The 21,973-nt window shown below is 68.5% G+C and carries 21 protein-coding genes and 3 tRNA genes; 12 read left to right on the top strand and 12 right to left on the bottom strand.

Annotated features, from left to right (window positions below; genetic code table 11):
- Nucleotides 1–35: 35 nt before the first annotated feature.
- Nucleotides 36–3,236 (top strand): right-handed parallel beta-helix repeat-containing protein, encoded by a 3,201-nt coding sequence (locus tag LC438_RS16055; RefSeq protein ID WP_223587168.1) that lies wholly within the window; start codon nt 36–38, stop codon nt 3,234–3,236.
- Nucleotides 3,237–3,257: 21 nt separating this feature from the next.
- Here LC438_RS16055 and LC438_RS16050 read toward each other — a convergent pair whose 3' ends face one another.
- The 4 genes from LC438_RS16050 to LC438_RS16035 are packed head-to-tail and all read right to left on the bottom strand — an operon-like array spanning nt 3,258 to nt 8,107.
- Complete coding sequence (locus LC438_RS16050) at nt 3,258–4,271, bottom strand: acyltransferase family protein (protein WP_105673946.1); 1,014 nt, start codon at nt 4,269–4,271, stop codon at nt 3,258–3,260.
- A gap of 4 nt (nt 4,272–4,275) precedes the next feature.
- Nucleotides 4,276–5,409, bottom strand: a complete 1,134-nt coding sequence (locus tag LC438_RS16045) for a glycosyltransferase family 4 protein (RefSeq protein WP_374197880.1) — start codon at nt 5,407–5,409, stop codon at nt 4,276–4,278.
- The gene (locus LC438_RS16040; protein WP_223587166.1) at nt 5,403–6,569 is read right to left on the bottom strand and encodes a DUF1972 domain-containing protein; all 1,167 of its coding nucleotides are present in this window, start codon (nt 6,567–6,569) and stop codon (nt 5,403–5,405) included. Before LC438_RS16040 ends, LC438_RS16045 begins: the two co-directional genes overlap by 7 nt.
- Nucleotides 6,570–6,574: 5 nt before the next feature.
- Nucleotides 6,575–8,107 (bottom strand): sugar transferase, encoded by a 1,533-nt coding sequence (locus tag LC438_RS16035; protein ID WP_105673950.1) that lies wholly within the window; start codon nt 8,105–8,107, stop codon nt 6,575–6,577.
- 314 nt (nt 8,108–8,421) lie between these two features.
- Here LC438_RS16035 and LC438_RS16030 point away from each other — a divergent pair, with 314 nt between their 5' ends.
- The 6 genes from LC438_RS16030 (at nt 8,422) to LC438_RS16005 (ending at nt 13,525) form a co-directional block, all read left to right on the top strand.
- A complete protein-coding gene (locus LC438_RS16030) occupies nt 8,422–9,588 on the top strand; it encodes a low temperature requirement protein A (RefSeq protein WP_223587164.1) in 1,167 nt (388 codons plus the stop codon).
- A gap of 90 nt (nt 9,589–9,678) precedes the next feature.
- The gene (locus LC438_RS16025) at nt 9,679–10,647 is read left to right on the top strand and encodes an intradiol ring-cleavage dioxygenase (RefSeq protein ID WP_223587163.1); all 969 of its coding nucleotides are present in this window, start codon (nt 9,679–9,681) and stop codon (nt 10,645–10,647) included.
- A gap of 233 nt (nt 10,648–10,880) precedes the next feature.
- Nucleotides 10,881–11,165, top strand: coding sequence for a hypothetical protein (locus tag LC438_RS16020; RefSeq protein ID WP_146114292.1), 285 nt, complete (start codon nt 10,881–10,883; stop codon nt 11,163–11,165).
- 106 nt (nt 11,166–11,271) lie between these two features.
- A complete protein-coding gene (locus tag LC438_RS16015; protein WP_308116193.1) occupies nt 11,272–12,393 on the top strand; it encodes an acyl-CoA desaturase in 1,122 nt (373 codons plus the stop codon).
- 101 nt (nt 12,394–12,494) lie between these two features.
- Complete coding sequence (locus LC438_RS16010) at nt 12,495–12,932, top strand: MarR family winged helix-turn-helix transcriptional regulator (protein ID WP_105673960.1); 438 nt, start codon at nt 12,495–12,497, stop codon at nt 12,930–12,932.
- Nucleotides 12,929–13,525 carry a DUF998 domain-containing protein gene (locus LC438_RS16005; protein WP_105673962.1) on the top strand — a complete coding sequence of 199 codons (597 nt, stop codon included), beginning with the start codon at nt 12,929–12,931 and terminating at the stop codon, nt 13,523–13,525. The genes LC438_RS16010 and LC438_RS16005 overlap by 4 nt, the downstream gene beginning before the upstream one ends.
- 120 nt (nt 13,526–13,645) lie before the next feature.
- Here LC438_RS16005 and LC438_RS16000 read toward each other — a convergent pair whose 3' ends face one another.
- The 3 genes from LC438_RS16000 to LC438_RS18790 form a co-directional block, all read right to left on the bottom strand.
- Nucleotides 13,646–15,100: a cell division initiation protein gene (locus tag LC438_RS16000; RefSeq protein WP_105673964.1), complete on the bottom strand. Its 1,455-nt coding sequence runs from the start codon at nt 15,098–15,100 to the stop codon at nt 13,646–13,648.
- A gap of 138 nt (nt 15,101–15,238) precedes the next feature.
- Nucleotides 15,239–16,087: an NAD(P)-dependent oxidoreductase gene (locus LC438_RS18795; protein ID WP_223587161.1), complete on the bottom strand. Its 849-nt coding sequence runs from the start codon at nt 16,085–16,087 to the stop codon at nt 15,239–15,241.
- Nucleotides 16,084–16,608 (bottom strand): hypothetical protein, encoded by a 525-nt coding sequence (locus LC438_RS18790; RefSeq protein ID WP_223587160.1) that lies wholly within the window; start codon nt 16,606–16,608, stop codon nt 16,084–16,086. Before LC438_RS18790 ends, LC438_RS18795 begins: the two co-directional genes overlap by 4 nt.
- Nucleotides 16,609–16,677: 69 nt before the next feature.
- Here LC438_RS18790 and LC438_RS15985 point away from each other — a divergent pair, with 69 nt between their 5' ends.
- On the top strand, nt 16,678–17,016 hold the full coding sequence (locus LC438_RS15985) for a metalloregulator ArsR/SmtB family transcription factor (protein ID WP_105673970.1): 339 nt from the start codon (nt 16,678–16,680) through the stop codon (nt 17,014–17,016).
- On the top strand, nt 17,013–17,798 hold the full coding sequence (locus LC438_RS15980) for a DUF2071 domain-containing protein (RefSeq protein ID WP_223587159.1): 786 nt from the start codon (nt 17,013–17,015) through the stop codon (nt 17,796–17,798). The genes LC438_RS15985 and LC438_RS15980 overlap by 4 nt, the downstream gene beginning before the upstream one ends.
- Here LC438_RS15980 and LC438_RS15975 read toward each other — a convergent pair.
- Entirely contained in the window at nt 17,702–18,619 is a 918-nt protein-coding gene (locus tag LC438_RS15975; protein WP_223587158.1) for an AEC family transporter, read from the bottom strand. The genes LC438_RS15980 and LC438_RS15975 overlap by 97 nt on opposite strands.
- Nucleotides 18,620–18,714: 95 nt before the next feature.
- On the opposite strand from LC438_RS15975, the gene LC438_RS15970 reads away from it, so the two are divergent.
- On the top strand, nt 18,715–19,731 hold the full coding sequence (locus tag LC438_RS15970) for a CHAT domain-containing protein (protein ID WP_223587157.1): 1,017 nt from the start codon (nt 18,715–18,717) through the stop codon (nt 19,729–19,731).
- A gap of 79 nt (nt 19,732–19,810) precedes the next feature.
- Here LC438_RS15970 and LC438_RS15965 read toward each other — a convergent pair whose 3' ends face one another.
- Nucleotides 19,811–20,263, bottom strand: a complete 453-nt coding sequence (locus LC438_RS15965) for a GNAT family N-acetyltransferase (protein ID WP_308116183.1) — start codon at nt 20,261–20,263, stop codon at nt 19,811–19,813.
- A 120-nt stretch (nt 20,264–20,383) separates the two neighbouring features.
- Here LC438_RS15965 and LC438_RS15960 point away from each other — a divergent pair, with 120 nt between their 5' ends.
- Both LC438_RS15960 and LC438_RS15955 read left to right on the top strand, forming a co-directional pair.
- Nucleotides 20,384–20,905 (top strand): GNAT family N-acetyltransferase, encoded by a 522-nt coding sequence (locus LC438_RS15960; RefSeq protein WP_219844602.1) that lies wholly within the window; start codon nt 20,384–20,386, stop codon nt 20,903–20,905.
- A gap of 2 nt (nt 20,906–20,907) precedes the next feature.
- Nucleotides 20,908–21,330, top strand: a complete 423-nt coding sequence (locus LC438_RS15955) for a GNAT family N-acetyltransferase (protein WP_223587156.1) — start codon at nt 20,908–20,910, stop codon at nt 21,328–21,330.
- Between the two features lie 161 nt (nt 21,331–21,491).
- On the opposite strand, the gene LC438_RS15950 is transcribed toward LC438_RS15955, so the two are convergent.
- From LC438_RS15950 to LC438_RS15940, 3 genes are all read right to left on the bottom strand, one after another.
- A tRNA-Phe gene (locus tag LC438_RS15950) sits at nt 21,492–21,564 on the bottom strand.
- A 69-nt stretch (nt 21,565–21,633) separates the two neighbouring features.
- Nucleotides 21,634–21,707 (bottom strand) — tRNA-Asp (locus LC438_RS15945).
- A gap of 28 nt (nt 21,708–21,735) precedes the next feature.
- A tRNA-Glu gene (locus LC438_RS15940) sits at nt 21,736–21,808 on the bottom strand.
- Nucleotides 21,809–21,973: the final 165 nt, after the last annotated feature.

The following is a 21,973-nucleotide window of genomic DNA, read 5'->3' as shown; positions in this document are numbered from 1 at the left end:
CGGGTGTGTCTTGTTGCATACAGAACGGTTCATACGTGACTTCCATCCCATCCAGACTCCGTCGTGCGCGCGCATCGCACGGCATCCTCGCCTTCCTCGTCGTCATCACCGCGCTCGCCGCGATGCTGACGGGCACGTCCCGCGCTGATGCGGCGACAACGGGGACGATCCTCACCGACACCATGGACCGCACCTCGGCCTCCGGCTGGGGCTCCGCACCCGCTGGCGGCGCCTACACGGCATCCGCGTCCTCCGTCACGAGCGTGTCCGAGGGAGCGGCCTCGCTGGAGGCCCCGGCGGCCGGGCGCACGGGGATGGTCCGCTGGAACGCGACGACCGCCGCCGACGTCGACCTGGTGACGACGGCATCCGTGCCGGAGCTCCCCGCGTCGAGCGGCGTGTACCTGAGCACCCACGTGCGCGACTCCGGCGATCGCTCGTATGCGGCCCGGCTGCGCCTTCTCGGCGACGGGCGCACCGAGCTCGAGCTCGTGTCGTTCTCCGGGTTCACGGCGTCCGTGCTGTCGGGCAAGACGATCGCCCTGGGCGATGCAGTGGGCAGCGGCTTCTCGGTCGAGGTCGTCGCCGTCGGCACGAACCCCGTCCAGCTTCGGGCGCGCGCCTGGGCCACGGGGGAGACCCGCCCCGACTGGCAGGTGAAGGCGTCCGACTCCTCGGCGACCCGCATCACCGCCGCGGGCGGACTCGCGTGGAGCGAGTACGCCTCCACCGGGGGCGCGGTGGCGCCCGTCCTGATCCAGGACGTCACGGCGACCCCTGGCACCCTCCCCGACACGGGCACGGGCAAGGGCTGCGCCGACGGCGACCTCGCCTGCGACCAGTTCGATCGCACGAACGGCACCGGATGGGGCTCGGCTGATCTGGGTGGGGCGTGGACCGCGTCCGGCGCGGCCGTCCTCAGCGTCGACGGCGATGCCGGAGTCATCTCCAGCCCTGCGGCCGGGCGTTCGTCGACCGCGACCCTTGCGGCCCCGGTCGCCGCCGACTCTCGCGTCACCGCCGACATCGGCATCCGCGCCCTGCCGACCGCGGGCTCGGGAATCTACCTGAGCGTGGCGAACCGCATTGTGGGCGACTCCTCCTACGCTGTCCGCCTGCGGGTCATGCCCGACGGAAGCTCCGAGCTGCAGCTGGTCCGGCTGCAGAAGCTCGTCAGCGCCGAGGTGCTCGCCTCCGCCCGTCTCGAGGGCAAGGTGGCGGCCGGCGATGAGCTGCGGATCTCCTTCCAGACGACCGGTACGGCGACCGTCACCCTCTCGGGCAAGGCATGGCCGGTGGCCGGTGCCGAACCCGCAGCGTGGAACGTGTCGGCGACGGACGCCTCGGCAGCGCACGTCAAGGACGGCGGCCGCATCGGCATCGCGCTGTACTCGGCGAGCGGCGGCAGCACTCCGCAGGTCGCGATCGAGTCGATCGCCGTGCGCGCGGCCAAGGCCGGTACCGAGCAGCCCACCGAGCCGACGGAGCCCACAGAGCCCGAGGTTCCGACGAACCCGAACCCCGACGGGCCCTTCCCGCGGGGTGACGCCGGTGCGGCAGCCCCCGGATCCTTCTCCTTCTCCGCGCCTGCGACCGCGGTGCACGTGGCCCGCACGGGGTCCGACGCCAACAGCGGCACGGCGTCGCAGCCGATGCAGACCATCACCGCGGCGCTGCGCAAGGTGCCCAGCGGCGGCACGATCGTCGTGCACAAGGGCTCGTACCACGAAGAGGTGCTCGTCCCGCCGCAGAAGCGCGTGACGATCCAGCCGGCCCCGGGTGACGAGGTCTGGCTCGACGGCGCCGAGGCAGTGACCGGCTGGCGTGCCGAGGGCGGCGTCTGGGTCAAGGACGGCTGGACTGTCAGGCTCGACGCAAGCCCGACCTACACCAAGGGCGCTCCGGACGGCACGTCGGCGGGGTGGCAGTTCGTGAACCCGCAGTACCCGATGGCCGCGCATCCCGACCAGCTCTGGGTCGGCGGGGTGCAGCTCACCGAGGTCGCGACGCGTGCGCAGGTGAAGGCCGGCACGTTCTACGTCGACAAGTCCAGCTCGCAGCTGGTCATGGGCACGGACCCGTCGGGCAAGCCCGTCGAGGCCAGCACGCTGACGCAGGCGCTGTCGATCCGCTCAGCGGGCACGGTGCTCCGCGGCATCGGCGTCAGGCGCTATGCGACCAGCGTGCCCCAGATGGGAACGGTCGTCATCGCGGCCGCCGATGTCACGGTCTCCGATGTCACGATCCGCGACAACTCGACCACCGGCCTCTACACCTGGTCTCCGCGATCGACCTTCACCCGCGTCTCCGTGCTCGGCAACGGTCTGCTCGGTGCGGGCGCATCGACCGCCGACGGGCTGCGGGTGAACCACCTGCTGTCGGTGGGGAACAACGCTCAGCAGTTCAACCGGGCGCCGGTGTCGGGGGCGTTCAAGGTCACGAGGTCCCGCGACATCGAGGTGAAGGACAGTGCGTTCCTCGACAACCTCGGTCAGGGACCCTGGTTCGACGAGTCCGTCTACGACATCACCTTCACGGGCAACGACGTCGTGGGCAACACCGGCAACGGACTGGTGTTCGAGCTCTCGGAGAAGGCGGTCATCGCCGACAACATCGTGTCCGACAACGCGTTGAACGGCATCTACATCATCGACACCGGCAACGTCCAGATCTGGAACAACACCGCGGTCGGCAATCAGCGCAACATCGCGATCATCCAGGACAAGCGCCGCGCGTCCGACACGAGCGCCGCGGGTCACGACCCGCGGCAGCCGAACCCCGACCCGACGGTGCCGTGGATCACACGCAACACCGTGATCGTCAACAACGTGGTGGGGGATGCCGGAGGCAACTGCCTGATCTGCGTCGAGGACCGTTCGAAGGAGTTCACCGGAAGTCAGCTCGTGGCCCGCAGCGACGGCAACCTCTACTCCCGACCCGCCGTCACCGCCCCGGTGTGGTTCGGCATCTGGTCGCGGGGGTCCGCGGGCGATCCTGCGGTGACCAACACGCTGAAGGCGTTCAGCACCGCCACCGGGCAGGACACGCACTCGATGCTCGTCGAAGGAGGATCCGTCGTCGACGACGAGTATCAGCTGGTGGTCCCTGCGGCTCCGGCGGCATTGGCCGCCGCGGCGCCGGCGGTTACGTCGATCGCGCAGACGATCCCCACGGCGATCGCCGCGGAGACGCGCCTGCCGTCGGGGGCGAAGCTGCTCGGGGCTCAGCCGCGCTGACCCGGGCGCTCCGCGCCGAACTCAACGTGTCGAGCGGCTGATCCTGGTGATCAGCCGCTCGATCGCGTGACGGAGCGGTCGTGGGGCCTCGAAGAGCCAGCGGATCGGGGCCCGCTTCTTGAAGACGGCGAGTACCGTGCCGATCGCGGCGGCGGCGACGAGGTTGATCAGCGCGAGCAGCATCCCGTCGATCGATCCGGCCAGCCAGATCGACAGGATCGCCATGACCGGGAAGTGGCTGACGTAGTAGATGATCGAGGAGCGCCCGAGGAACTGCAGCAGGCGCACGCCCTCCCCGCCGCGGGTGAGGTGCGAGAAGATCGCCGCCAGCAGCACCGTGCCCGCGATGCTGGCGGGTGCGCCCCAGACGGCGTACTGCAGCTGTTCGGGCCAGATGCACGAGGCCACTCCGAAGAGCACGACGGGCACCGCCGCGATCAGGGCCGCCCAGCGATGCGTGACGAGCTTCAGCGCATCGGGATGCTGTGCGAGCCAGTTGCCGGCGAAGAAGAAGACCGCGAAGTAGGCCAGCCGCTGCTCGGTGCTGCCGTGGGGCAGGAGGAGGCCCGCCACGGCGGCGACCGCCACCGGCGCCCACGCAGGCAGGCGACGCAGCGCCGGGGCCGCCAGGTAGTAGACGGCGATGAAGAACAGGAACCACAGGTACGAGGTGGCGTACCAGGCGCGCCAGTGCCACCACGGCGCGCCCTCGTCGAGGAACGTCACCATGGCGATCGTGACCCAGACAAGGTAGGGCCACAGGACCATCGCGAACTTCCCGGCGAAGTACTTCCCCGCGGGCTTGCTGATCGATCGCGGCAGGAGCATCCCCGACAGGAACATGAGGGTCGGCATCCGGTACGGGAGGAAGAACTCGTTCACCGTGCGGACGAGCTCGGGCATCTCCTGGCCGTAGAGCACCGGGACGGCGCTGGCGTGCCAGATCAGCAGCAGGAGGATGGCGGTGCCCCGCACGGCATCCATCCAGCCGATGCGGACGCGGGTCGACTCGCGAGTCTGCGGCGGCGACGTCATCGGCTCAGTCGGCGATGACGGCGTCGGCGACGGCGGAGCGGTAGATCGCCGGTGCGTGGCGGCGCAGTGCCTCCGCGCGGGACCCCGGCGTCTCGTCCACCATCCGCTCCCACTCGTCGCGGACGCGGACCAGCGCGTCGGCGATCGACTCGGCGTCGTCGGGGACGACGAGCTGGGCGGTCGGATACCCGCCGGCCGCTTCGCGAAGGCCGCTGCTGTCGCTGGCGATCACCGGACGCAGCGCGAGGATGCCCTCGACCGCCGTGTTGCCGAACGGCTCGTCGACGCGCGAGGGCACGATGAGCACGTCGGCGTCGGCGAGGAACGGCCACACATCGGGGTGGAAGCCCGCGAAGTCCACATCGACTCCCGTGCTCTCGGCCTGCTCGCGCAGCTGCTGCTCGTACCACTCGTATCCGTCGAAGACGGCTCCGAGCAGGGTGACGGAGGCGTCGACGCCCCGAGAGCGAAGCACCGACGCCGCGTCCACGATGAGGTCGGGGCCCTTGCGCGGCGAGAGACGTCCGACGTAGAGGACGCGCAGTGCCCCGTCGACCGTCTTTCGCGCCGGGGTGGGATCGTCGGGGGAGCTCACTCCGTTGTAGACGACCGCCGCACGCCGGGCGAGGGCAGGAAGGGCCTGTCGGATGGTGTCGAGACTGAAACGGCTGTTGACGAGTGTGCGCTGAGAGGCCAGGTGCGGCAGGTACAGCAGCGCGTTCACGATGCGGTTGCCCGACGCCTCTGCCTCGTGCACGTGACTCACGGAGCGGGTGCGACGCAGCCGCGCGATGATCGGCCACTGCGGGATGATGATGGTCGAGACGTAGACGGCGTCGGGGCGGATGCTCCCGATGAGGCGCCACGCCGCACCGAGCCCGCGGAACATGTCGCGGAACAGTCGCGGGAGCCCCTTGGGCGTGAGCAGGACCTTGCGCAGCACGAGCATGGGGATGATGACGACCTCGGCGCCCGCCTCGCGGAGCGCGACGTCGAGCAACCCACGGCTGGGCAGGGCGACGACGACACGCGCTCCCGACTCGACGAACCCGATCACGCTCTCGAGGAGCATCCGATCGGAGCCGAACATCTCGGCGCCGGGGTGGGCGACGAGCACGGTCTTCTTCGCGGTCACCATTCCTCCGCCCGACGGCGTGCTCGCCGCGCGACGCGGTGCACACTCTGCCCTGCCGCGATCCTGCGCGCGAGGTCTTCGTAGGCGTCGGCGACGTCGTCCCAGCGGAACGCGACCCGGGCCCGCTCCTTGGCGCGTTCGCCGGACTCGCGCGTGGCCTCGATGTCGGCTTCGGCCTCTTCGAAGGCGGCAGCGGCGTCGGCCGGGGTGGAGAAGAACCACCCGTCTCCGTCGAGGACCTCGCGGTTGAAGGGCACGTCGAAGGCGATGACCGCGGTGCCGGCGCCCATGGCGCGCAGCAGGGAGGGGTTCGTGCCTCCGACCGAGTGGCCGTGGTCGTAGGTGAGAGCGTGGAAGTAGAGGGCGTCGAGCAGCTCCTGGTCGTACACGCCGCCGACCAGGCGGATGCGATCATCGCCGGCTGCGGCCTGCTGGATCTTCTGCGTGTACTCGCTGCTGTACGGCGCGGAGCCGACGACGACGAGCGGAAGCGTCGCTGTGCTGCGGCGGTAGCCCTCGACGATCTCGAGTACGTGGTTCTCGGGCTCGAAGCGCGCCACGATGAGGTGATAGCCCCCGGGCTTCAGACCCAGCTCCTCGACGCGCCCCTCGGCGACCTCGTCGAGGATCGGCGCCCCGTAGCGGATCATCTCCGTCGGGACCTGGAACTGGTGAGCGTAGTAGTCGGCGATGCCCGGGGCGTCGGCGATGAGAGCGTCGCCCTTGCGGACGCCGAACTGCTCGGCCCACCGGTAGTACGCCTTGCCGCGCGGCCCCCACTTCGAGCGCCGCCACTCCAGCCCGTCCATGTGCAGCGCGGTCGGCACGCGACGCAGCCGCAGGAAGGGGAGGAACGGCGAGTTCGCCGCGTTGAAGACGAACGCGGCGTCGGGACGGCGTCGGAACATCAGGTGCAGCGTCGACAGCCCGGTGTGGCTGAGCGTCTCGACCTGCTTCACCGGGACGGCGGGGAGGTGAACCACCCGCATCCCGAGATACTCCTTCTCACGGCTCTCCGAGCCGCGCGTGTACACGACGACGTCGTGGCCGCGGTCGGCAAGTCGTCTGCCGACCTCCTCGACCGCGGTCTCGAATCCGCCGTACGCTGCGGGCACCCCTCGTGTCCCCACCATCGCAATGGTGAGGGCGTTCCCCTTGCTCATGCGTCTCAGTATGCCCCGCTCGGCTGCACCATGACCTTGGCGGTGCGCCACATGATCTGCAGGTCGTTCATCACGGACCAGTTCTCGACGTAGCGCAGGTCGAGGCGGACGCTCTCGTCCCACGACAGGTCGCTGCGTCCGGAGACCTGCCAGAGGCCGGTGATGCCGGGCTTGATGTAGAGGCGACGGAAGACCGTGCCGTCGTACGCGGTGACCTCGCTGGGCAGCGGGGGACGCGGGCCGACGACGCTCATGTCGCCGACGAGCACGTTCCAGAACTGCGGAAGCTCGTCGAGCGACAGCTTGCGCAGGATCTTGCCGACGCGGGTGACCCGGGGGTCGTCCTTCATCTTGAAGAGGAGGCCGGCGCCTTCGTTCTGCGCCTTGAGGGCGGCGAGCTGCTGCTCGGCGTCCGTCTTCATGGAGCGGAACTTCACGATCTTGAAGCGACGGCCGTCGCGGCCGACGCGCTCCTGGAAGAACAGCGCGGGTCCGGGAGAGTCGAGCTTGATCAGCGGCACGAGCACGAGAGACACGAGCCCGATCGGGATCAGCGCGAGAGTCGCGACCGTGACGTCGAGAGCGCGCTTGAGCACGTGGCGGCCGCCCTCGTAGCTCGGGATCTGCACCTGGATCAGGGGCAGCCCCTCGACGGGGGCGAAAGAGATGCGTGGGCCCGCGACGTCCGTCAGGCGGCTGGAGAGCACGAGCTCTGAGGCCGTGCCCTCCAGCTGCCAGCTCAACTGCTTGACGAACTCGGGGTCTCCGTCGGGACGGCTCGCCACGATGATCGTGTCGGCCCCGAGCTCTGCGGCCACGGTCGCGACCGTGTTCACGTTGCCGAGCACGGGGAACAGGGTCCCGTCGACCTCGACGTCACGCGCGTTGCCGTCGAGGAGCGTGGCGCCGACGACCTGGTAGCCAGAGGCGCCGATCGGGTGCAGGGTGCGCACGACGTACTCGACGTCGTCCCTGTTGCCGACGACCAGTGTGCGCGAGGCGAACCGGCCGTGCACACGCTGTGCGACCAGCCAGTGGCGCCACGCCCAACGCGTGATCAGCAGCGCGAGCAGCCCGACCGGAAGTCCGACGAGCAGGACGAGCTGCATGTGCTGCCACGCGAGCAGCACGCCGATCATCGCGATGATCCCGAATGCGAGACCGCTGGCGTTCGCGACGCCGCGGTACTCGGTGGCGCTGGCGCGGAACAGGGCTGCATCCCGAGTGTGCAGCACGCTGAGCGTCAGGTACCAGAGCGTACCCAGAAGGATGCCGTCACGCAGGGCCTCTTCCCCCGCGGCGCCGGTCATCAGCTGGATCGCTGCGGTGACACCGACCGCGAACAGGATGACAGCCGCATCCGTGATCCGCAGTCGCATCCGGTAGCGACGCTCCCATTGGCGGCGTCGCTCGAGTGTGGCGGAAGCGCGCGGTGTGACCACCGTGCGTGAGACCGCCTTGGTGGCCCGCGGAGCGGCGACCGGCAGGAAGACGGAACCCGTGCGAGTGATGCTCACAGCATCTTCGACGGACGTCATGCCGAGGCCTCGTGAGCCTTGAATGTACGCAGAAATCCCCAGTGCGACATAGTTTCCCCAGTAGTTCCCCAGACCGCGAACCCCACGCTCGCGGCATTGCGTCTGCAACCCGACCCCTCGGGCCTGCTGGATCATCGTGACCCCACGTCACGATTCGCGAACGCCGTCCCACACGGGTTCGCATGCAGCAGGAACTGCAGACCACATCACTCTAGCGGATGGAGGTGGCGGAGGGAAGGTATTTCATACGAGTGGATGAACCGATATTCCAGAACACGCGCTATGGTGCGAATTCAGCCCGCTATTCTGACCCGGTGACCGCCACCTCTGCACCGCGATTCCGCCTCGGCCAGATGCTTCCGCGAGACCCGGCCCAGCCGCATCGCGCCGCCAGCTCGCTGGAGCTCTTCTTCGATCTCGTGTTCGTCGTCGCCGTGAGCAGGGCCTCCGCAGAGCTGCACCACGCGCTCGCCCACGGCGAGTTCGCGCACGGCATCACCTCCTACGCGATGGTGTTCTTCGCGATCTGGTGGGCGTGGATGAACTTCACGTGGTTCGCCACCTCGTTCGACACCGACGACTGGCTGTACCGCGTCACGACGATCGTCCAGATGGGCGGCGTGCTGATCCTGGCCGCCGGCATCCCGCAGGCCTTCGCCGGCAACTTCACCGTGCCCGTGATCGGCTACATCGTGATGCGGTTCGCGATGATCGCGCAGTGGCTGCGCGCCAGCCGATCGAGCGAGGGGCCTCTGCGCACCGCCACCGTCCGGTACGCGGTGGGGATCGGGGCGGTGCAGGTCCTCTGGATCCTCTTCCTGCTCATCCCGAGCGGACCGCTGCAGCTCATCGCCTTCATCGTGTTCGCCCTCATCGAGATCTGCGTACCCGTGTTCGCCGAGTTTCGGTATCAGACGCCGTGGCACCCGCACCACATCACCGAGCGCTACGGACTGTTCACCCTCATCGTGCTCGGCGAGAGCCTGCTCGCCTCCGCGAACGCGATCATCACGGCGATCGACGAGGTCGACGCCCTCGGGCCGCTGATCGGCATCTCGGTGCTGACGCTCGTGGTGACGGCATCCCTGTGGTGGATCTATTTCTGGCCGCCCCACCACCGCGCCATCACGACGTTCCGGAGCTCGCTGCGGTACGGGTACACCCACTACTTCGTCTTCGCCGCGGCCGCGGCGTTCTCGGCGGGTATCGAGGTGCAGCTCGGCGTGCTCACCCACGAGAGCCACCTGTCGGCGATCGCCGCCTCGCTCACGGTGTCCATCCCGATCGCGGTCTTCCTGCTCGGCGTGTGGTGGATCGCCATCCGCGACAACGCCGATCGCGTCGTCAACACGGTCGTCCCGATCGGCGCCGCGCTGGTGTTGATCGATGCCGTGCTTCCCACGTCGGTCGCGATCACCGCCGTCGTCATGGTGGGGATCGTGGTCACCCTCGTCCTCCGCCCTCCCGTCGCGCGTTCATAGATTCCGCAGAGAAGAGGCAAAGGGTCCTGCTCGACTCCTCCGCGAACCTGGTCACAGCACACCAGCCGTGCGCACGAGAGGAGCCAGATCATGAGCCGTATCCCCGAGCCGACACCGACCCCGAACGGCCCCGCCTACGAAGGGCGCCTGCTCGATCATCCAGACGAGGAGGTCGTCGATCAGGGGGCTCCGTTCGACATCCGCACCCTGATCAGCCGTCGCGGCGTGCTCGGCCTCGCAGGGATCGGCGTGGGCGCGGTCGTGCTCGCGGCGTGCGCCCCGGCCGTGTCGAGCTCGACCACCGCGACGACCGGGACCGGAGGCGACTCGGCGACGACCGGGACGTCGAGTGGAGAGATCCCCGACGAGACGGCTGGGCCGTACCCTGGCGACGGCTCGAACGGACCCGATGTCCTGGAGGAGTCCGGCATCGTGCGGCAGGACATCAGGACATCGATCGACGGTTCGGCCACCGCGGAGGGCGTTCCGCTGACGTTCGAGTTCCAGGTGCTCGACATGGCGAACGGCGACAAGCCCTTCGAGGGCGTCGCGGTCTACGCCTGGCACTGCACGGCGCAGGGCGAGTACTCGATGTACTCGGAAGGACTCGAGGACGTCACGTACCTGCGCGGCGTGCAGGTGGCGGATGCCGAAGGGAAGGTCTCCTTCACGTCCGTCTACCCCGGCTGCTACTCGGGACGCTGGCCGCACATCCACTTCGAGGTCTATCCCGATGTCGGCTCGATCGACGACTCCGCGAAGGCCATCGCGACCTCGCAGATGGCGATGCCCGCGTCGTCGAGCACCGAGGTCTACGGGGAGTCCGCCTACGACGGCTCGGCGCAGAACCTCGCACAGGTCACTCTCGCGAGCGACAACGTGTTCGGAGACGACTCGGGCGCCTCGCAGCTGGCCACCGTGACGGGAGATGTGTCGAACGGGTACACGGCGACCCTCGTCGTCCGCGTCGACACCGCGACGACGCCGACGGCGGGCTCTGCGCCGTCCGGGGGTGGGGGAGCCGGCGGCGGTGCCGGCGGCACGCCTCCCGCGCACTGAGAACCCGCGACGAGAGTGGCTCCCGGCGATGTGCTCCGTCGGGGGCTGAGCGGCGCGCGAGTCGATCTGCTATAGTGAGGATGCAACGTGTGTGATTCGCCCCTCTCGGCCGACACGTCGCCATTGATCAGGGCCATTACGGACCGCATGCATCGACGCGTGCGCAGTCTGCCCTCGATCTCACGAAATCTGCGGTGCGCCTGCGCGCCCGCCACAAAGCAATGAGCACCACCATGAGCAACACCACCTTTCCTCCGTTCGACCCGTTGACCTGGAAGCAGGCCGACGATGATGTGCACGTCGCGACGCGTGCCGGCGAGTTCGCCGGCTTCGTCGAGTTCGACGGCACCGCCCATCTCGTCCGCGACAACCGCGGCACCGAGATCGGCTCCTTCTCGACCCTCGACGACGCGTTCCTGGCGCTGGAGGAGGCTCAGGAGTCGGCGCATCGCGCGCCGACGTTTCCCCTGAGCCCTCCTCGTGCGCTGCCGCGCCGTCCGCGGCGCGCCAGGGCCTGAATCGTATGCCGTTCGGCGTATGCGGACAGGTCTAGCCTGAGGATAGCGATCGGCATCCGCCCTTGGCTTCCATAGCTCAAGGGCTCCCGATCGACAGGAGAGCACCATCTCCATCACACAGGTCGATAAGACCGCCGCAACCGCCACGCTCGGACCGATCCGGCAGACGTACTCCGGCAACGCGGAGTTCCCGCCGATGGCGCACGCCTACAAGCAGGTGTCGCAGGTCGTCAGGGAGACCGGGCTGCTCCAGCGCGCCCGCTGGTTCTACATCCTCGTCGGTACGGGCATCCTGCTCGCACTCGGCGGTGCCGTCACGGGCTTCATCCTGCTCGGCGACAGCTGGTTCCAGCTCCTGATCGCCGGCGCGCTCGGGCTCATCTTCACGCAGATCGCGTTCCTCTCCCATGAGGCGGCGCACCGCCAGATCCTCAGCACGGGCCCAGCGAACTTCCGGCTCGCCCGCATCCTCGCCGGCAGCATCGGCATGAGCTACTCCTGGTGGGACTCCAAGCACACCAAGCATCACGGAAACCCCAACCAGGTCGGCAAGGACCCCGACATCGAGGTCGACACGATCTCCTTCCTGGAGACGGATGCCGCGAAGTCGCGCGGCCTCATCAAGCTGATCACCCGCAAGCAGGGGTGGCTCTTCTTCCCGCTGCTGACGCTCGAGGGCCTGAACCTGCACTACATCGGCCTCAAGCACCTCATGACCAAGAAGAACGTCAAGGGACGCTGGACCGAGCTGGGCATCATCGCCCTGCGCTTCGCGATCATCCTCGTGCCGGTGTTCCTGATGCTGCCGCTCGGCATGGCGTTCGCCTTCATGGGCGTGCAGCTCGCCGTCTTCGGCGTGTACATGGGCGCCTCCTTCGCGCCGAACCACAAGGGCATGCCGATCATCGACCCGAGTGCTCGACTGGACTTCTTCACGAAGCAGGTCCGCACCTCCCGCAACATCCGCGGAGGCTGGTGGGCGACGACGCTCATGGGCGGACTCAACTACCAGGTGGAGCACCACCTGTTCCCGAACATGCCGCGACCGCACCTGTCCAAGGCTCGGGAGATCGTGCGCGACTACTGCGCGGCGAACGACGTGCCGTACACGGAGACCAGCCTCGGCCGCTCGTACGCGATCGTCATCGAGTACCTGAACCGCGTGGGCCTGGCCGCCGGCGCTGATCCCTTCGACTGCCCCGCGGTCGCCCAGTTCGGGCGCGCATAGAGAGAGTCCTGCCTGACAGGGGCGCGATCGGCTTCGGCCGGTCGCGCCCCTTCTGCATCCTCTGCTTGCGATCACTAACTTAAGGTATTAAGTTACTGATCATGGATCTCGCCTACGAACTGCACGATCTGGTCCGCACGCTCGACAGGTGGGCGGAGCGGATGCTGAAGCCTGAAGGGCTGAGCTACAGCCGCTACGTCGCCCTGGTGATCGTGTGCGAGCACCCGGGGCTCACCGGACGTGACCTCGCCAGAGGGCTGGGGGTCAGCGAGCCCGCTGCGAGCGGCCTGGTAAGGGCCATGCTGCGCGACGGACTCGTCGAGAACATCGCTCCCGAGGGAGCGGGCAACATCCGCCGCCTGCGCGCGACCGACGCGGGGCACGCGCTGCAGAAGAGATGCGCCGAACTGCTCGGCGACTCTCTCGATCGCAACGCCCGCACGATCGGCATCGACCCCCTTCACCTCGCAGGCGTCATCCGCACCCTGCATGACGAGGTGCGCCTGGTGCGCGCCGCGACCACCGAGGAGCCCTCATGATCTTCGCCGCACTCGCCGCCGCCCTCTGGACGGCCAGGCTCGGCATGTTCGTCGCCCTGCACATCGTGCGCAGCGACTACTCGCCCGTGAAGCACGCGGTCAGCGACTATGCGGTCGGGCGCACTCGCACGCTCAGCTCGATCATGACCTGGACCACCGCCGGCGGGTGGGGCGCGCTCGCCGCTGCGGTCTGGTTCGGGCTCCCCGAGTGGAGCGACCGAGTCGGGGTCGCCGCCTGGCTCGGCGTTCTCGCGGTGATCTTCGTCGCGCTGCCGTTCGTGCCGACCACGCTCGAGGGCGAGGAGATGACCACGATCGGCCGCCTGCACATGCTGGCCGCCGTAGCGTGGTTCGCGATCAGCTACTCGTGCATGGGCAACTTCGTCAGACTTGCGGAGAGCACGGTCGGCGGTGGTCTGGCGGCGACGCTCTCGGTGCTCAGCGTGGTGACGATGGTGGCGCTCGTGGCTTTGATCGCCTCGCTCGTGCTGCCGTGGCTCCGCTCCCGGACCTTCGGCATCGCCGAGCGGGTGTTCATCGTCGCGGTGAACGTGTTCTACCTGATCGTCGCGATCATCCTGCTCCTCGGCTGACGGGACTCACGGGCGGCCGCGCCCACGTCGCGGACCGGGCGACGGTCGGAGTGGAGTGCGGAACGCCAGAGGGGGTGCGAGCGGAAGACCGCTCGCACCCCCTCTGGGCGAAGATGTCGATCAGCGAGTGGTCGACTCCTCGGCGTCGACCACGTCGATGGTGATCTTGCCGTCGATGGTGGCGGCCTCGTCGTCGAGCAGCTCGTCCTCGAGGACCTCGTCGCCGAGGAACACGTCGGCGGGCTCCGCCTCGATGATCTCGGCCTCGAAGGTCTCGACCTCGTCGTCGACGTCATCGATCTCGACGTCGTCGGAGGCGGCCGCTGCGGCAACCTCGGTCGCACCGGCGACGGCCACCGCGGCATCCGCCTTCGGGGCCGACGCAGGAGACTCGTCGCTGAACACGCCCTCCGGACGGATCATCTCGCGCACCTCGGCCATGAAGCTGGCGAGCTGCTGCTGCTGCCAGCGCAGCTGACGCGCGTGGTCCTCGGCGTCCCGCAGCACGGTGGACGTGTGCGTGGTGACCGAGTCGACGATCTTCTGCGACTTGACCCGAGCGCGGTCGAGCGTGTCACGGGCGCGCACCTGCGCGTCGGCTTCGATCGCGGATGCCTGCGTGCGCATCAGGCGCTCGTAGTCATCGGCCTTCGCGGAGATCCGCTGGGCGTGGTCGAGCGAGGCGGCGACCTGCTCGTTCGCATCGGTGGTGATGCGCTCGGCATGGGCGACGGCCTGGTTGTGCAGCACGAGGAACTCCTGCTGAGCGTCGTCCTGGCGGCGGGTGAGCGTCTCCTCGAACTCGAGGACGCGCGCGTTCATCTCGCGCACCTCGCGCTCGGCGTCCGCGCGCAGCTGCTCTGTCTCGCGCGTGACGAGCGAACGAAGGGCGGCGGCGCCCTTCTCGGCCTCGGTGCGGATGGCGGTGGCCTCCTGCGACGCCTGGTGCACCTTCTCGGCGGCGTGCGCCGACTCGCGCTCGAGGCGGGCCTCGTGCGCCGTGAACTCGGTGTCGATCTTCAGACGGATCTGGTCGGCGTCGTGCTGGGCGTGCGCGATGATGCGCGTCGCGTCGGCGTCGGCCTCGGCGCGCTGCGCGGCGACCTCCTCGCGGGCGGCGGCCATCAGACGGTCGGCCTGCACGGCGGCGTTCTGGATGAGGACGTTGGCCTGCTCCTCCGCCACGCGCAGGATCGCCTCGAACTGCTCGCGCGAGGGCGCGTCCTTGCCCTCGGGGCGGGGCGCGTCGACGAGTTCGTTGGTCAGTGTGGAGACCTGCTGCTCGGCATCCGCTGCCTGCGCCTTCGCGGCGGTGAGCTCGGCCTCGAGCACCTCGCGGGCGGAGCGCTCCTCGGACCGCACCGACTCCAGGGCGTCTTCGTGGCGTGCCTCGGCGTCGGCGAGGTCGGCCTTCAGCTGCTGCAGCTGGTTGCGCAGGGAGCTCAGGGCCGAGTCGACCTCGGCCTTGTCGTAGCCGCGGAACGAGGCGGTGAATCCGCCGGTCGAGGACTGGTCCTTCGGAGTCTCCTCGATCAGCTTGTCGAAGAAGTCGTTGTCGGCGGGAGTTTCGCTCATGGGTCGGCCTTTCTGGCGGGGCCGTGGCGCAGACCGGTCGTGGGGCCGCGCAGGCCTGAGGAGGAGGGGCACGCGCACCGCGAAGACCTGCGATGGCGCTGTCATCCAGCCTAGCCGCGCTGCCTGTGAGTTGTGCAGTCAGTTCTGACGCGCGATCGCCTTGATCACGGCGATCATGTCCTCGTCGGGGACCATGGCTGCGGCATCGGCGAACAGCGCGCGGCAGACGGCGATAAGCGGATGCGGGATGCCGGCCTCGGTCGCGGCATCCTCCACGAGCGCGGCGTTCTTCAGCACGTCGGCGATCGCGGCCTGGGCCGTGAAGTCCCCGCCGATCAGCTTGTGGGCCTTGCCGCGCGACACGTCGGACGCCATCGGACCCGCGTCGAGCACCTGGCGCAGCACATCGATGTCCGCGCCGGTGGCTCGGGCGAAGTGGAATGCCTCGGCGAGGCCCGTGACCATCGTGATGAGGAAGGTGTTGACGGCGAGTTTCATCCCGAGGGCCGCGGGAACCTCTCCGCAGACGAACCGCTGCGCGCACATCGCGTCGATCACGGGCGCGACCTCGTCGATCGCCGCGGTGGAGCCTGCAAGCATCGCGACCAGGGTTCCGTCGGCGGCAGGGCCGCGCGATCCCGAGACCGGAGCCTCCACGTACTCGCCACCGGCCCGACACACGTCCTCGGCCAGCGCTCGCGAGTAGGCGGGGGTGAATGTGCCCATCTGCACGGTGATACGGCCCGCGACGCGAGCGGTGAAGGCGGGGCTGCCGCGTCCGAGCACGTCATCGACGGCCTGCTCGTCGCGGAGCATGAGCACCACCACGCGGTTGGTCGCGTAGACGTCGTCGACGGATGCTGCGGTCCGCGCGCCGGTGAGCTCCCTGGGGGTTCGGCTCCACGCGGTGACGTCGTGGCCGGCGCGCACGAGGTTGGCCGCCATGGGTGAGCCCATGATGCCGAGCCCGATGAAGCCGACGTTCACGAGCGCTCGTCCTCGCGGACGATCCTCCAGACGGCGGGTTCTCCGGCGTCTCGCGAGTACTCGGCGCGGATGCCGTCGGCGACCGAGATGTCCTGAGCCCCCGCGCCCGAGGCGACGCGGGAGCGGAGATCGCGCCAGAACTCGAGGTTCTGCGGCATCCCCAGGTGCTCGCGTGTCTGCTCGATCTGCATCCGTGTGCCGTCTGGATCGTCGATGAGGCGCACGACGGCGTCGTCCGGTTCGACGAAGCGGATGCCGTAGGCGCCGCCGTCGAGTGGCGTGAACCGGCGCGGCTGCTGCAAGACGACGCCGTCGACGATCTCGCGCGCTGCGGTCGCCGGCGCGTGGATCACCAGGGGCGTGCCCAGCTCGGCGAGGAGCCTCTCGGTCTGCGACGTGGCGACCTTGTGCCCTGCGCGGTCTCCCGCGGAACGCGACGAGCGCCGGATCCAGCCGGGGAGGAAGAACATCAGGACCACCAGCCCGACGATCACGATGGCGAAGAAGAGCGTGCTGTCCACGCGACAAATCTACGGGAGCGGAGGACGTCCGTCATTGCTCCTATTTAGCAGCAGTGCTAGATTGCGAATATGAGCGATGAGGTGACGAGCGTCTTCGAGGCACTGGCGCATCCGACGCGTCGGCAGATCCTGCAGGATCTCAAAGACGGCGAGCTCGCGGCTGGCGAGATCGCGGCGAGGTTCGCGGCGAGCGGGCCGACGATCTCTCGGCATCTCCGTGTACTGCGCGAGGCCGGACTCGTCACCGAGCGACGCGATGCCAACCGCATCCTCTACTCCGCCGTCACCGATCGGCTGGCCTCGTCGGTGGGGGACTTCCTGTCGGCGGTGTGCCCCGAGCAGATCGTGCTGCGCGAGGTGCGCAAGCGCCGTACCGCCGGTCCCGCGGAGGACCGGCTTCCCGCATGAGCATCGTGAGGGGTGTGCAGGCGCAGCTGCGTCGGCGCCTCCTGATCAGCTACCGTGTCGATCCCGATGTCGCGGCGTCGCTGCTCCCCGAAGGGTTCCGCCCGCAGCTCGTCGACGGCTCCGCGCTCGCCGGAGTATGCGTGCTGGGGCTGGAGGCGATCCGGCCGCGATGGTTCGCTCCGCGGTGGGGGCTCCGATCGGAGAACGCCGCCCATCGCATCGCCGTCGAGTGGGACGGCCCGGAGGGGACAGAACAGGGCGTCTTCATCTTCGAGCGGCACAGCTCGGCGTGGCATCCGGTGCTGTTCGGCGGGCGGCTCTTCCCCGGCGTGCATCACCGGGCGCGTTTCACGACCCGTGAGGGGAGCGGCCGCTACGCCCTGACGATGGACGCCGGCGCCCACAGCATCGCCGCCGACGTGGAGGTCGGCGGGGAGTGGGCGAGCGGATTCTTCGACTCGGTCGACGAGGCGTCGGAGTTCTACCGCGCCGGACGCGTCGGCTGGTCGTACCGCCACGACGGCCGCGAGGTCGAGCCCGTCGCCCTGGCCTCGGATGAGTGGGCCGTGGAGGGCGCACGGCTGCACAGCCTGCGGTCGTCGTTCTTCGACGCGCTCCCCGAGGGCACCGCGGTCTTCGACAGCGTGGTCGTCATGCGGGACCTCCCCGTCGTGCTGTCCGCGCCTCAGCCCAGCAGTGCCATGATGAGCACCAGCACGGGCAGGCATCCGATCGTGGTCAGGAAGACCGTGTCCCGCGAGATCGTCTCGCCCACGTCGTAGCGCTGCGAGTAGTTGAAGACGTTCTGCGCGGTCGGTAGTGCAGCGAGCACCACGACGATCAGCGTCTGCTCCGACGAGAGTCCGAACAGCAGGGCGGCTCCCCACGCGACCACCGGCATCGCGATCAGCTTCAGGATGCTGGCGAGGATGACGTCGCGGCGATGTCCGCGAGTTCCGAGCACGCGCTGTCCGTGCAGAGAGATGCCGTAGCTGATGAGCAGCACGGGCACCGAGGCGTCGGCGATGAGCTGGACGGGGTCCATCACGATGTCGGGCACGCGGATGCCGAGCACCGACACGAGCGTGCCGAGCAGGGAGCCGATGATGATCGGGTTGGTCGCGGTGCGCACCAGCGTGCGGCGGATCGAGACCGTGTCGCTCGTCACGGCGTCGAGGATCGTCAGCGAGATCGGCGTGAACACCAGCAGCTGCATGAGGATCACGGGTGCGGGGTACGCCGCGCTGCCGAGCAGGTAGATCGACAGCGGGATGCCGATGTTGTTCGAGTTCACCTGCCCGGCCGAGAGGGCGCCGATGACCGTCTCGCCGATGGGGCGCTTCCACCAGAGGCGCGCGAACAGGACGTAGACGACGATCACCGCGACGGCCGCGATCGCCGAGACGGGCAGGAGCGAGGAGAACAGCATCCCGGCGTCGGCGTGGGCGAGCACGCTGAACAGCAGGAACGGCGAGAGCACGAAGAAGATGAGGCGTCCGAGGACGTGCCGGGCATGGGGTCCGAGCAGATCGATGCGCCCGATGACGTACCCCAGCGCGATCGCGACGCCGACGACGGCGAAGCCGGTGAGCGTATCGATCATGCTTCGAGCGTAGCGAGGGCGGGGGAGGGGCCTGCGGCGGGGCCATCGGATAGTGCGGACGGGCGTTCGTGATGCGCGACTCGTAGGATCGGGGCGTGACGAGCGTGGCGCCATCATCCCCTTCTTCTCTCCGAATACTCATCTGGGCGGAATCCGCGTATGAGCCGCCCCTGGACAATGCCGAGTACGAGATCGCACAGATCGAACTGCATGGACGACGCGCGGGAGGCGTGGTCGAGGTCGTGAAGGACCGCCCATGGTCGGAGCTAGCAGTCGCGATGGCAGCGTTCTCGCCGGACATCTTCCATTTCATCGGGCATGGCCGAAACGGCTCACTTGACACGTTCGACGTCGATGAGGAGAACATGAGGAGCAGGTGCCTGATCTCGCCGGCGAAGCTCGCACATACACTCCAGAGCGGCTCACCGCGACTACGGGGCGTCTTCCTCAGCGGATGCCAGACTGCGCATTGGGCGCCACACCTCATTCCGCATGATGGGTGGTTTCTCGGCACGACTCGCGACATCGACGACGATTCGATTGCGTTCCTCTCGGACAGCTTCTACGAGTTCCTCTGCGACCGTCGTGAGCCCCGAGGTGCATTCGATGAGGCCATGGAGCGGACCGCGGCGGGCGGCTTTGGTGAGTTGCCTTCAGCGACGATGTGGATGGAAGAACTCGACCATGACGAATTCCTCCACAACGTCTTCAGCAGGCAGGCCTTCCGCATCACCACTCGTCATGAGTCCTCGTTCGGGGACTTCGACGATGCACTGCGGGGAGTGGATTCCTCCGTGCGCTTCGGGCGGATAGCGCTACGCGAGACTCTCGGCGCGGCGAGGTTCGTGCGATGCAGTGGAGAATTGGATCCGTCGCTCGTGCGGGGGATACGGCAGCGGCTTGCCGTCGTCCAGGCGGATCTTCGACAGCTGAGGTCGTCGTTCCCCCGTCTTGTGACGGACCCGGGATTTTGGACCAGAGTTCCTGCGGCCGACACTGACTTCCTGAATCATCTCGGTGAAAGGATCGACCGGTCGCGCGACTTTCTCCTGCGCTTCGTCAACTCTCATCTCCCAGATGACAAGCAGCTCCCACTGATCGGCGCCGGTTGACGCATGCGAAGGCCGTGACCTCTCGATTCTGAGTCGTGAGGGCGGATGGACTCCGCCGGCGGGTTCGCGCGGATGTCCGTTACTGCGGGGAGTACCTCAGGAAGAGGTCGACTCCGTCCTCGGAGTACAGGACGAAACCGTGGCGTTCGTAGAGGCGCTGCGCGGCGCTTCCGCGCAGCACGTCGAGCCGAAGATCTCCGGCACGGTCGCCGGACTCCGCCACGATGCGGTGGAGGACCTGTCCGCCGATTCCCTGCCCCTGGTACCGCGGCGAGAGGTAGAAGTGCTCGATCCACAGCTCGTCGCCGGCGGGGCGGACGGCGACGAGCCCGGCGTCCTGAGCATCGACGACGATGACGCGGGTGTGGGCGGGCGTGAAGGCATCGAGGAACCGCGTCCGCACGCGCTTCTCGTCGAAGACGCCGAGACGTTCCAGGTCGGGGCGCATCGTCTCCGCCCGCACCTCGGCCATCCACGGCGCATCTGCCGCGAGGCTCGGTCTGAAGGTCCAGTTCGCTCCCATGCCTGCCATCGAACCAGTCGGTGCCGTCCTCGCCAAACCGCGGGCGCGCGACAGGCTGATCGGCTCGGGACGCCGATACGGTGGACGCGCATGCGACGACACGGGCGAGAGGCTGCCGACAGGATGACGATGAACACGACACCGCCCGCGACGATTCGCAGGGCCACACCCGCCGATGTCCCCGAGGTGCTGCGGCTCTTCGACGAGATCATCGCCTGGTTCGTCTCCATCGGCAACGAGGGGCAGTGGGGCGTGGAGCCCTGGTCGACGCAGGATCGGCAGATCGCCAGGGTGACCGAGGCCTGTGCGCTGCCCGGTGCGTGGATCGCCGAGCATCCCGATGTGGGTGTCATCGGCGTGCTGGTCCTGGGCGACGCGATGGACTACGTGCCGGCCGCCGAGGAACCCGAACTGTACGTGCGACTGCTGCTCGCATCGAGGGACCCCCGCGCTCGCGGCACCGGCAGGCGGCTGCTCGCCTTCGCCGACGACGAGGCGCGCGCCGCGGGAGTGGATCGCCTCCGCGTGGACTGCTACGGCGGAGGCACGGGAGCGCTCGTGGAGTTCTACGAGTCCTGCGGATACGAGCGCATCTCGACCTTCGATGAAGACGACTGGCCAGGGCAGCTGCTCGGGCGGAGGCTCGGCTGAGCATGGCAATCATCGCGGACGACGACCCGACGCGGATCGACCGGGAGTGGGTGTGGCGGATGCTGTCGACCGAGGCCTACTGGCACCGCTGGCGCACGAGAGCGGACGTCGATGCCCAGCTCGATGCCGCGTGGCGGGTGGTCGGCGTGTACGACGCGGACTCCGGGGCGCAGATCGGCTTCGCGCGCGCCGTGTCCGATGGCGTCAACGACGCATACCTGGCCGACGTGATCGTCGACCCTGCGGCGCGCGGCCACGGAGCGGGTGCGCTGCTCGTGCAGACCATGATCGACGACGGCCCCGGGGTCGCGTTTCGCTGGACCCTCTTCACCGGCGACGCACACGGCCTCTATGAGAAGTTCGGCTTCGGCGCCCCCGATGCGACGGCGATGGTCAGGCAGGGGAGGCGTCCGGTCGGGCGGTGAGTCGGGTCACGAGGGCGTGTGGTCTCGTTGCGCTCGACGAGCGGGGCGGAGGGCGATCCGCTTGCACGGCGGCAACGGTGGAGCCACCACGGGCAAAACAAAACCCCCGCCATGTAGAAGCTAGGCGAGGGTTTCTGGGACCGTTGTAACGACGGTCCGTGTGGCTCCGACGGGCGTCGATCCCGTGACCTCACGATTTTCAGTCGTGCGCTCTACCAACTGAGCTACAGAGCCGTGCGACCGGCGAAACCTGTCGCATCTAGACGAAAGGCCCTCTCCGAGAAAAGGACCAATCGCACAGAGCGACCCTGACGGGACTTGAACCCGCGACCTCCGCCGTGACAGGGCGGCACGCTAACCAACTGCGCTACAGGGCCATACTTGTTTTCAATTGTATCGGATGAGTGACCCCAACGGGATTCGAACCCGTGCTACCGCCGTGAAAGGGCGGCGTCCTAGGCCGCTAAACGATGGGGCCGAAGTCTGTCCCGGGGGACTTCCTTGCCGACGCTCAAGCATAAGGGATGTTTCAGGCAAATCGCGAATCGAGGGCGAGTCTGCTTCCGCCCGGGCGTGTTCGGGAGGACGATGGGGGTGTTCACCATGCCCGCGAACCTGCTCCACACCCTGTTGCGGATGTGAA

This window comes from Microbacterium sp. OVT16B (genome assembly GCF_019969705.1).
Taxonomy (GTDB): Bacteria; Actinomycetota; Actinomycetes; order Actinomycetales; family Microbacteriaceae; genus Microbacterium; species Microbacterium natoriense.
Note: the sequence above shows the minus strand (reverse complement) of the source record. Positions and strands in the feature narration are given on the sequence as shown.

Excerpts from the sequence above, each read along its gene's own strand:
- LC438_RS16050 (WP_105673946.1), bottom strand. The coding sequence starts at position 4,271 with ATGACGTCGCCGCCGCAGACTCGCGAGTCGACCCGCGTCCGCATCGGC.
- LC438_RS15965 (WP_308116183.1), bottom strand. The coding sequence starts at position 20,263 with ATGGCAGGCATGGGAGCGAACTGGACCTTCAGACCGAGCCTCGCGGCA.
- LC438_RS16000 (WP_105673964.1), bottom strand. The coding sequence starts at position 15,100 with ATGAGCGAAACTCCCGCCGACAACGACTTCTTCGACAAGCTGATCGAG.
- LC438_RS15980 (WP_223587159.1), top strand. The coding sequence starts at position 17,013 with ATGAGCATCGTGAGGGGTGTGCAGGCGCAGCTGCGTCGGCGCCTCCTG.
- LC438_RS16025 (WP_223587163.1), top strand. The coding sequence starts at position 9,679 with ATGAGCCGTATCCCCGAGCCGACACCGACCCCGAACGGCCCCGCCTAC.
- LC438_RS16005 (WP_105673962.1), top strand. The coding sequence starts at position 12,929 with ATGATCTTCGCCGCACTCGCCGCCGCCCTCTGGACGGCCAGGCTCGGC.
- LC438_RS15955 (WP_223587156.1), top strand. The coding sequence starts at position 20,908 with ATGGCAATCATCGCGGACGACGACCCGACGCGGATCGACCGGGAGTGG.
- LC438_RS15975 (WP_223587158.1), bottom strand. The coding sequence starts at position 18,619 with ATGATCGATACGCTCACCGGCTTCGCCGTCGTCGGCGTCGCGATCGCG.
- LC438_RS16035 (WP_105673950.1), bottom strand. The coding sequence starts at position 8,107 with ATGACGTCCGTCGAAGATGCTGTGAGCATCACTCGCACGGGTTCCGTC.
- LC438_RS16010 (WP_105673960.1), top strand. The coding sequence starts at position 12,495 with ATGGATCTCGCCTACGAACTGCACGATCTGGTCCGCACGCTCGACAGG.
- LC438_RS15985 (WP_105673970.1), top strand. The coding sequence starts at position 16,678 with ATGAGCGATGAGGTGACGAGCGTCTTCGAGGCACTGGCGCATCCGACG.
- LC438_RS16040 (WP_223587166.1), bottom strand. The coding sequence starts at position 6,569 with ATGAGCAAGGGGAACGCCCTCACCATTGCGATGGTGGGGACACGAGGG.
- LC438_RS15960 (WP_219844602.1), top strand. The coding sequence starts at position 20,384 with ATGAACACGACACCGCCCGCGACGATTCGCAGGGCCACACCCGCCGAT.
- LC438_RS16045 (WP_374197880.1), bottom strand. The coding sequence starts at position 5,409 with ATGGTGACCGCGAAGAAGACCGTGCTCGTCGCCCACCCCGGCGCCGAG.
- LC438_RS16020 (WP_146114292.1), top strand. The coding sequence starts at position 10,881 with ATGAGCAACACCACCTTTCCTCCGTTCGACCCGTTGACCTGGAAGCAG.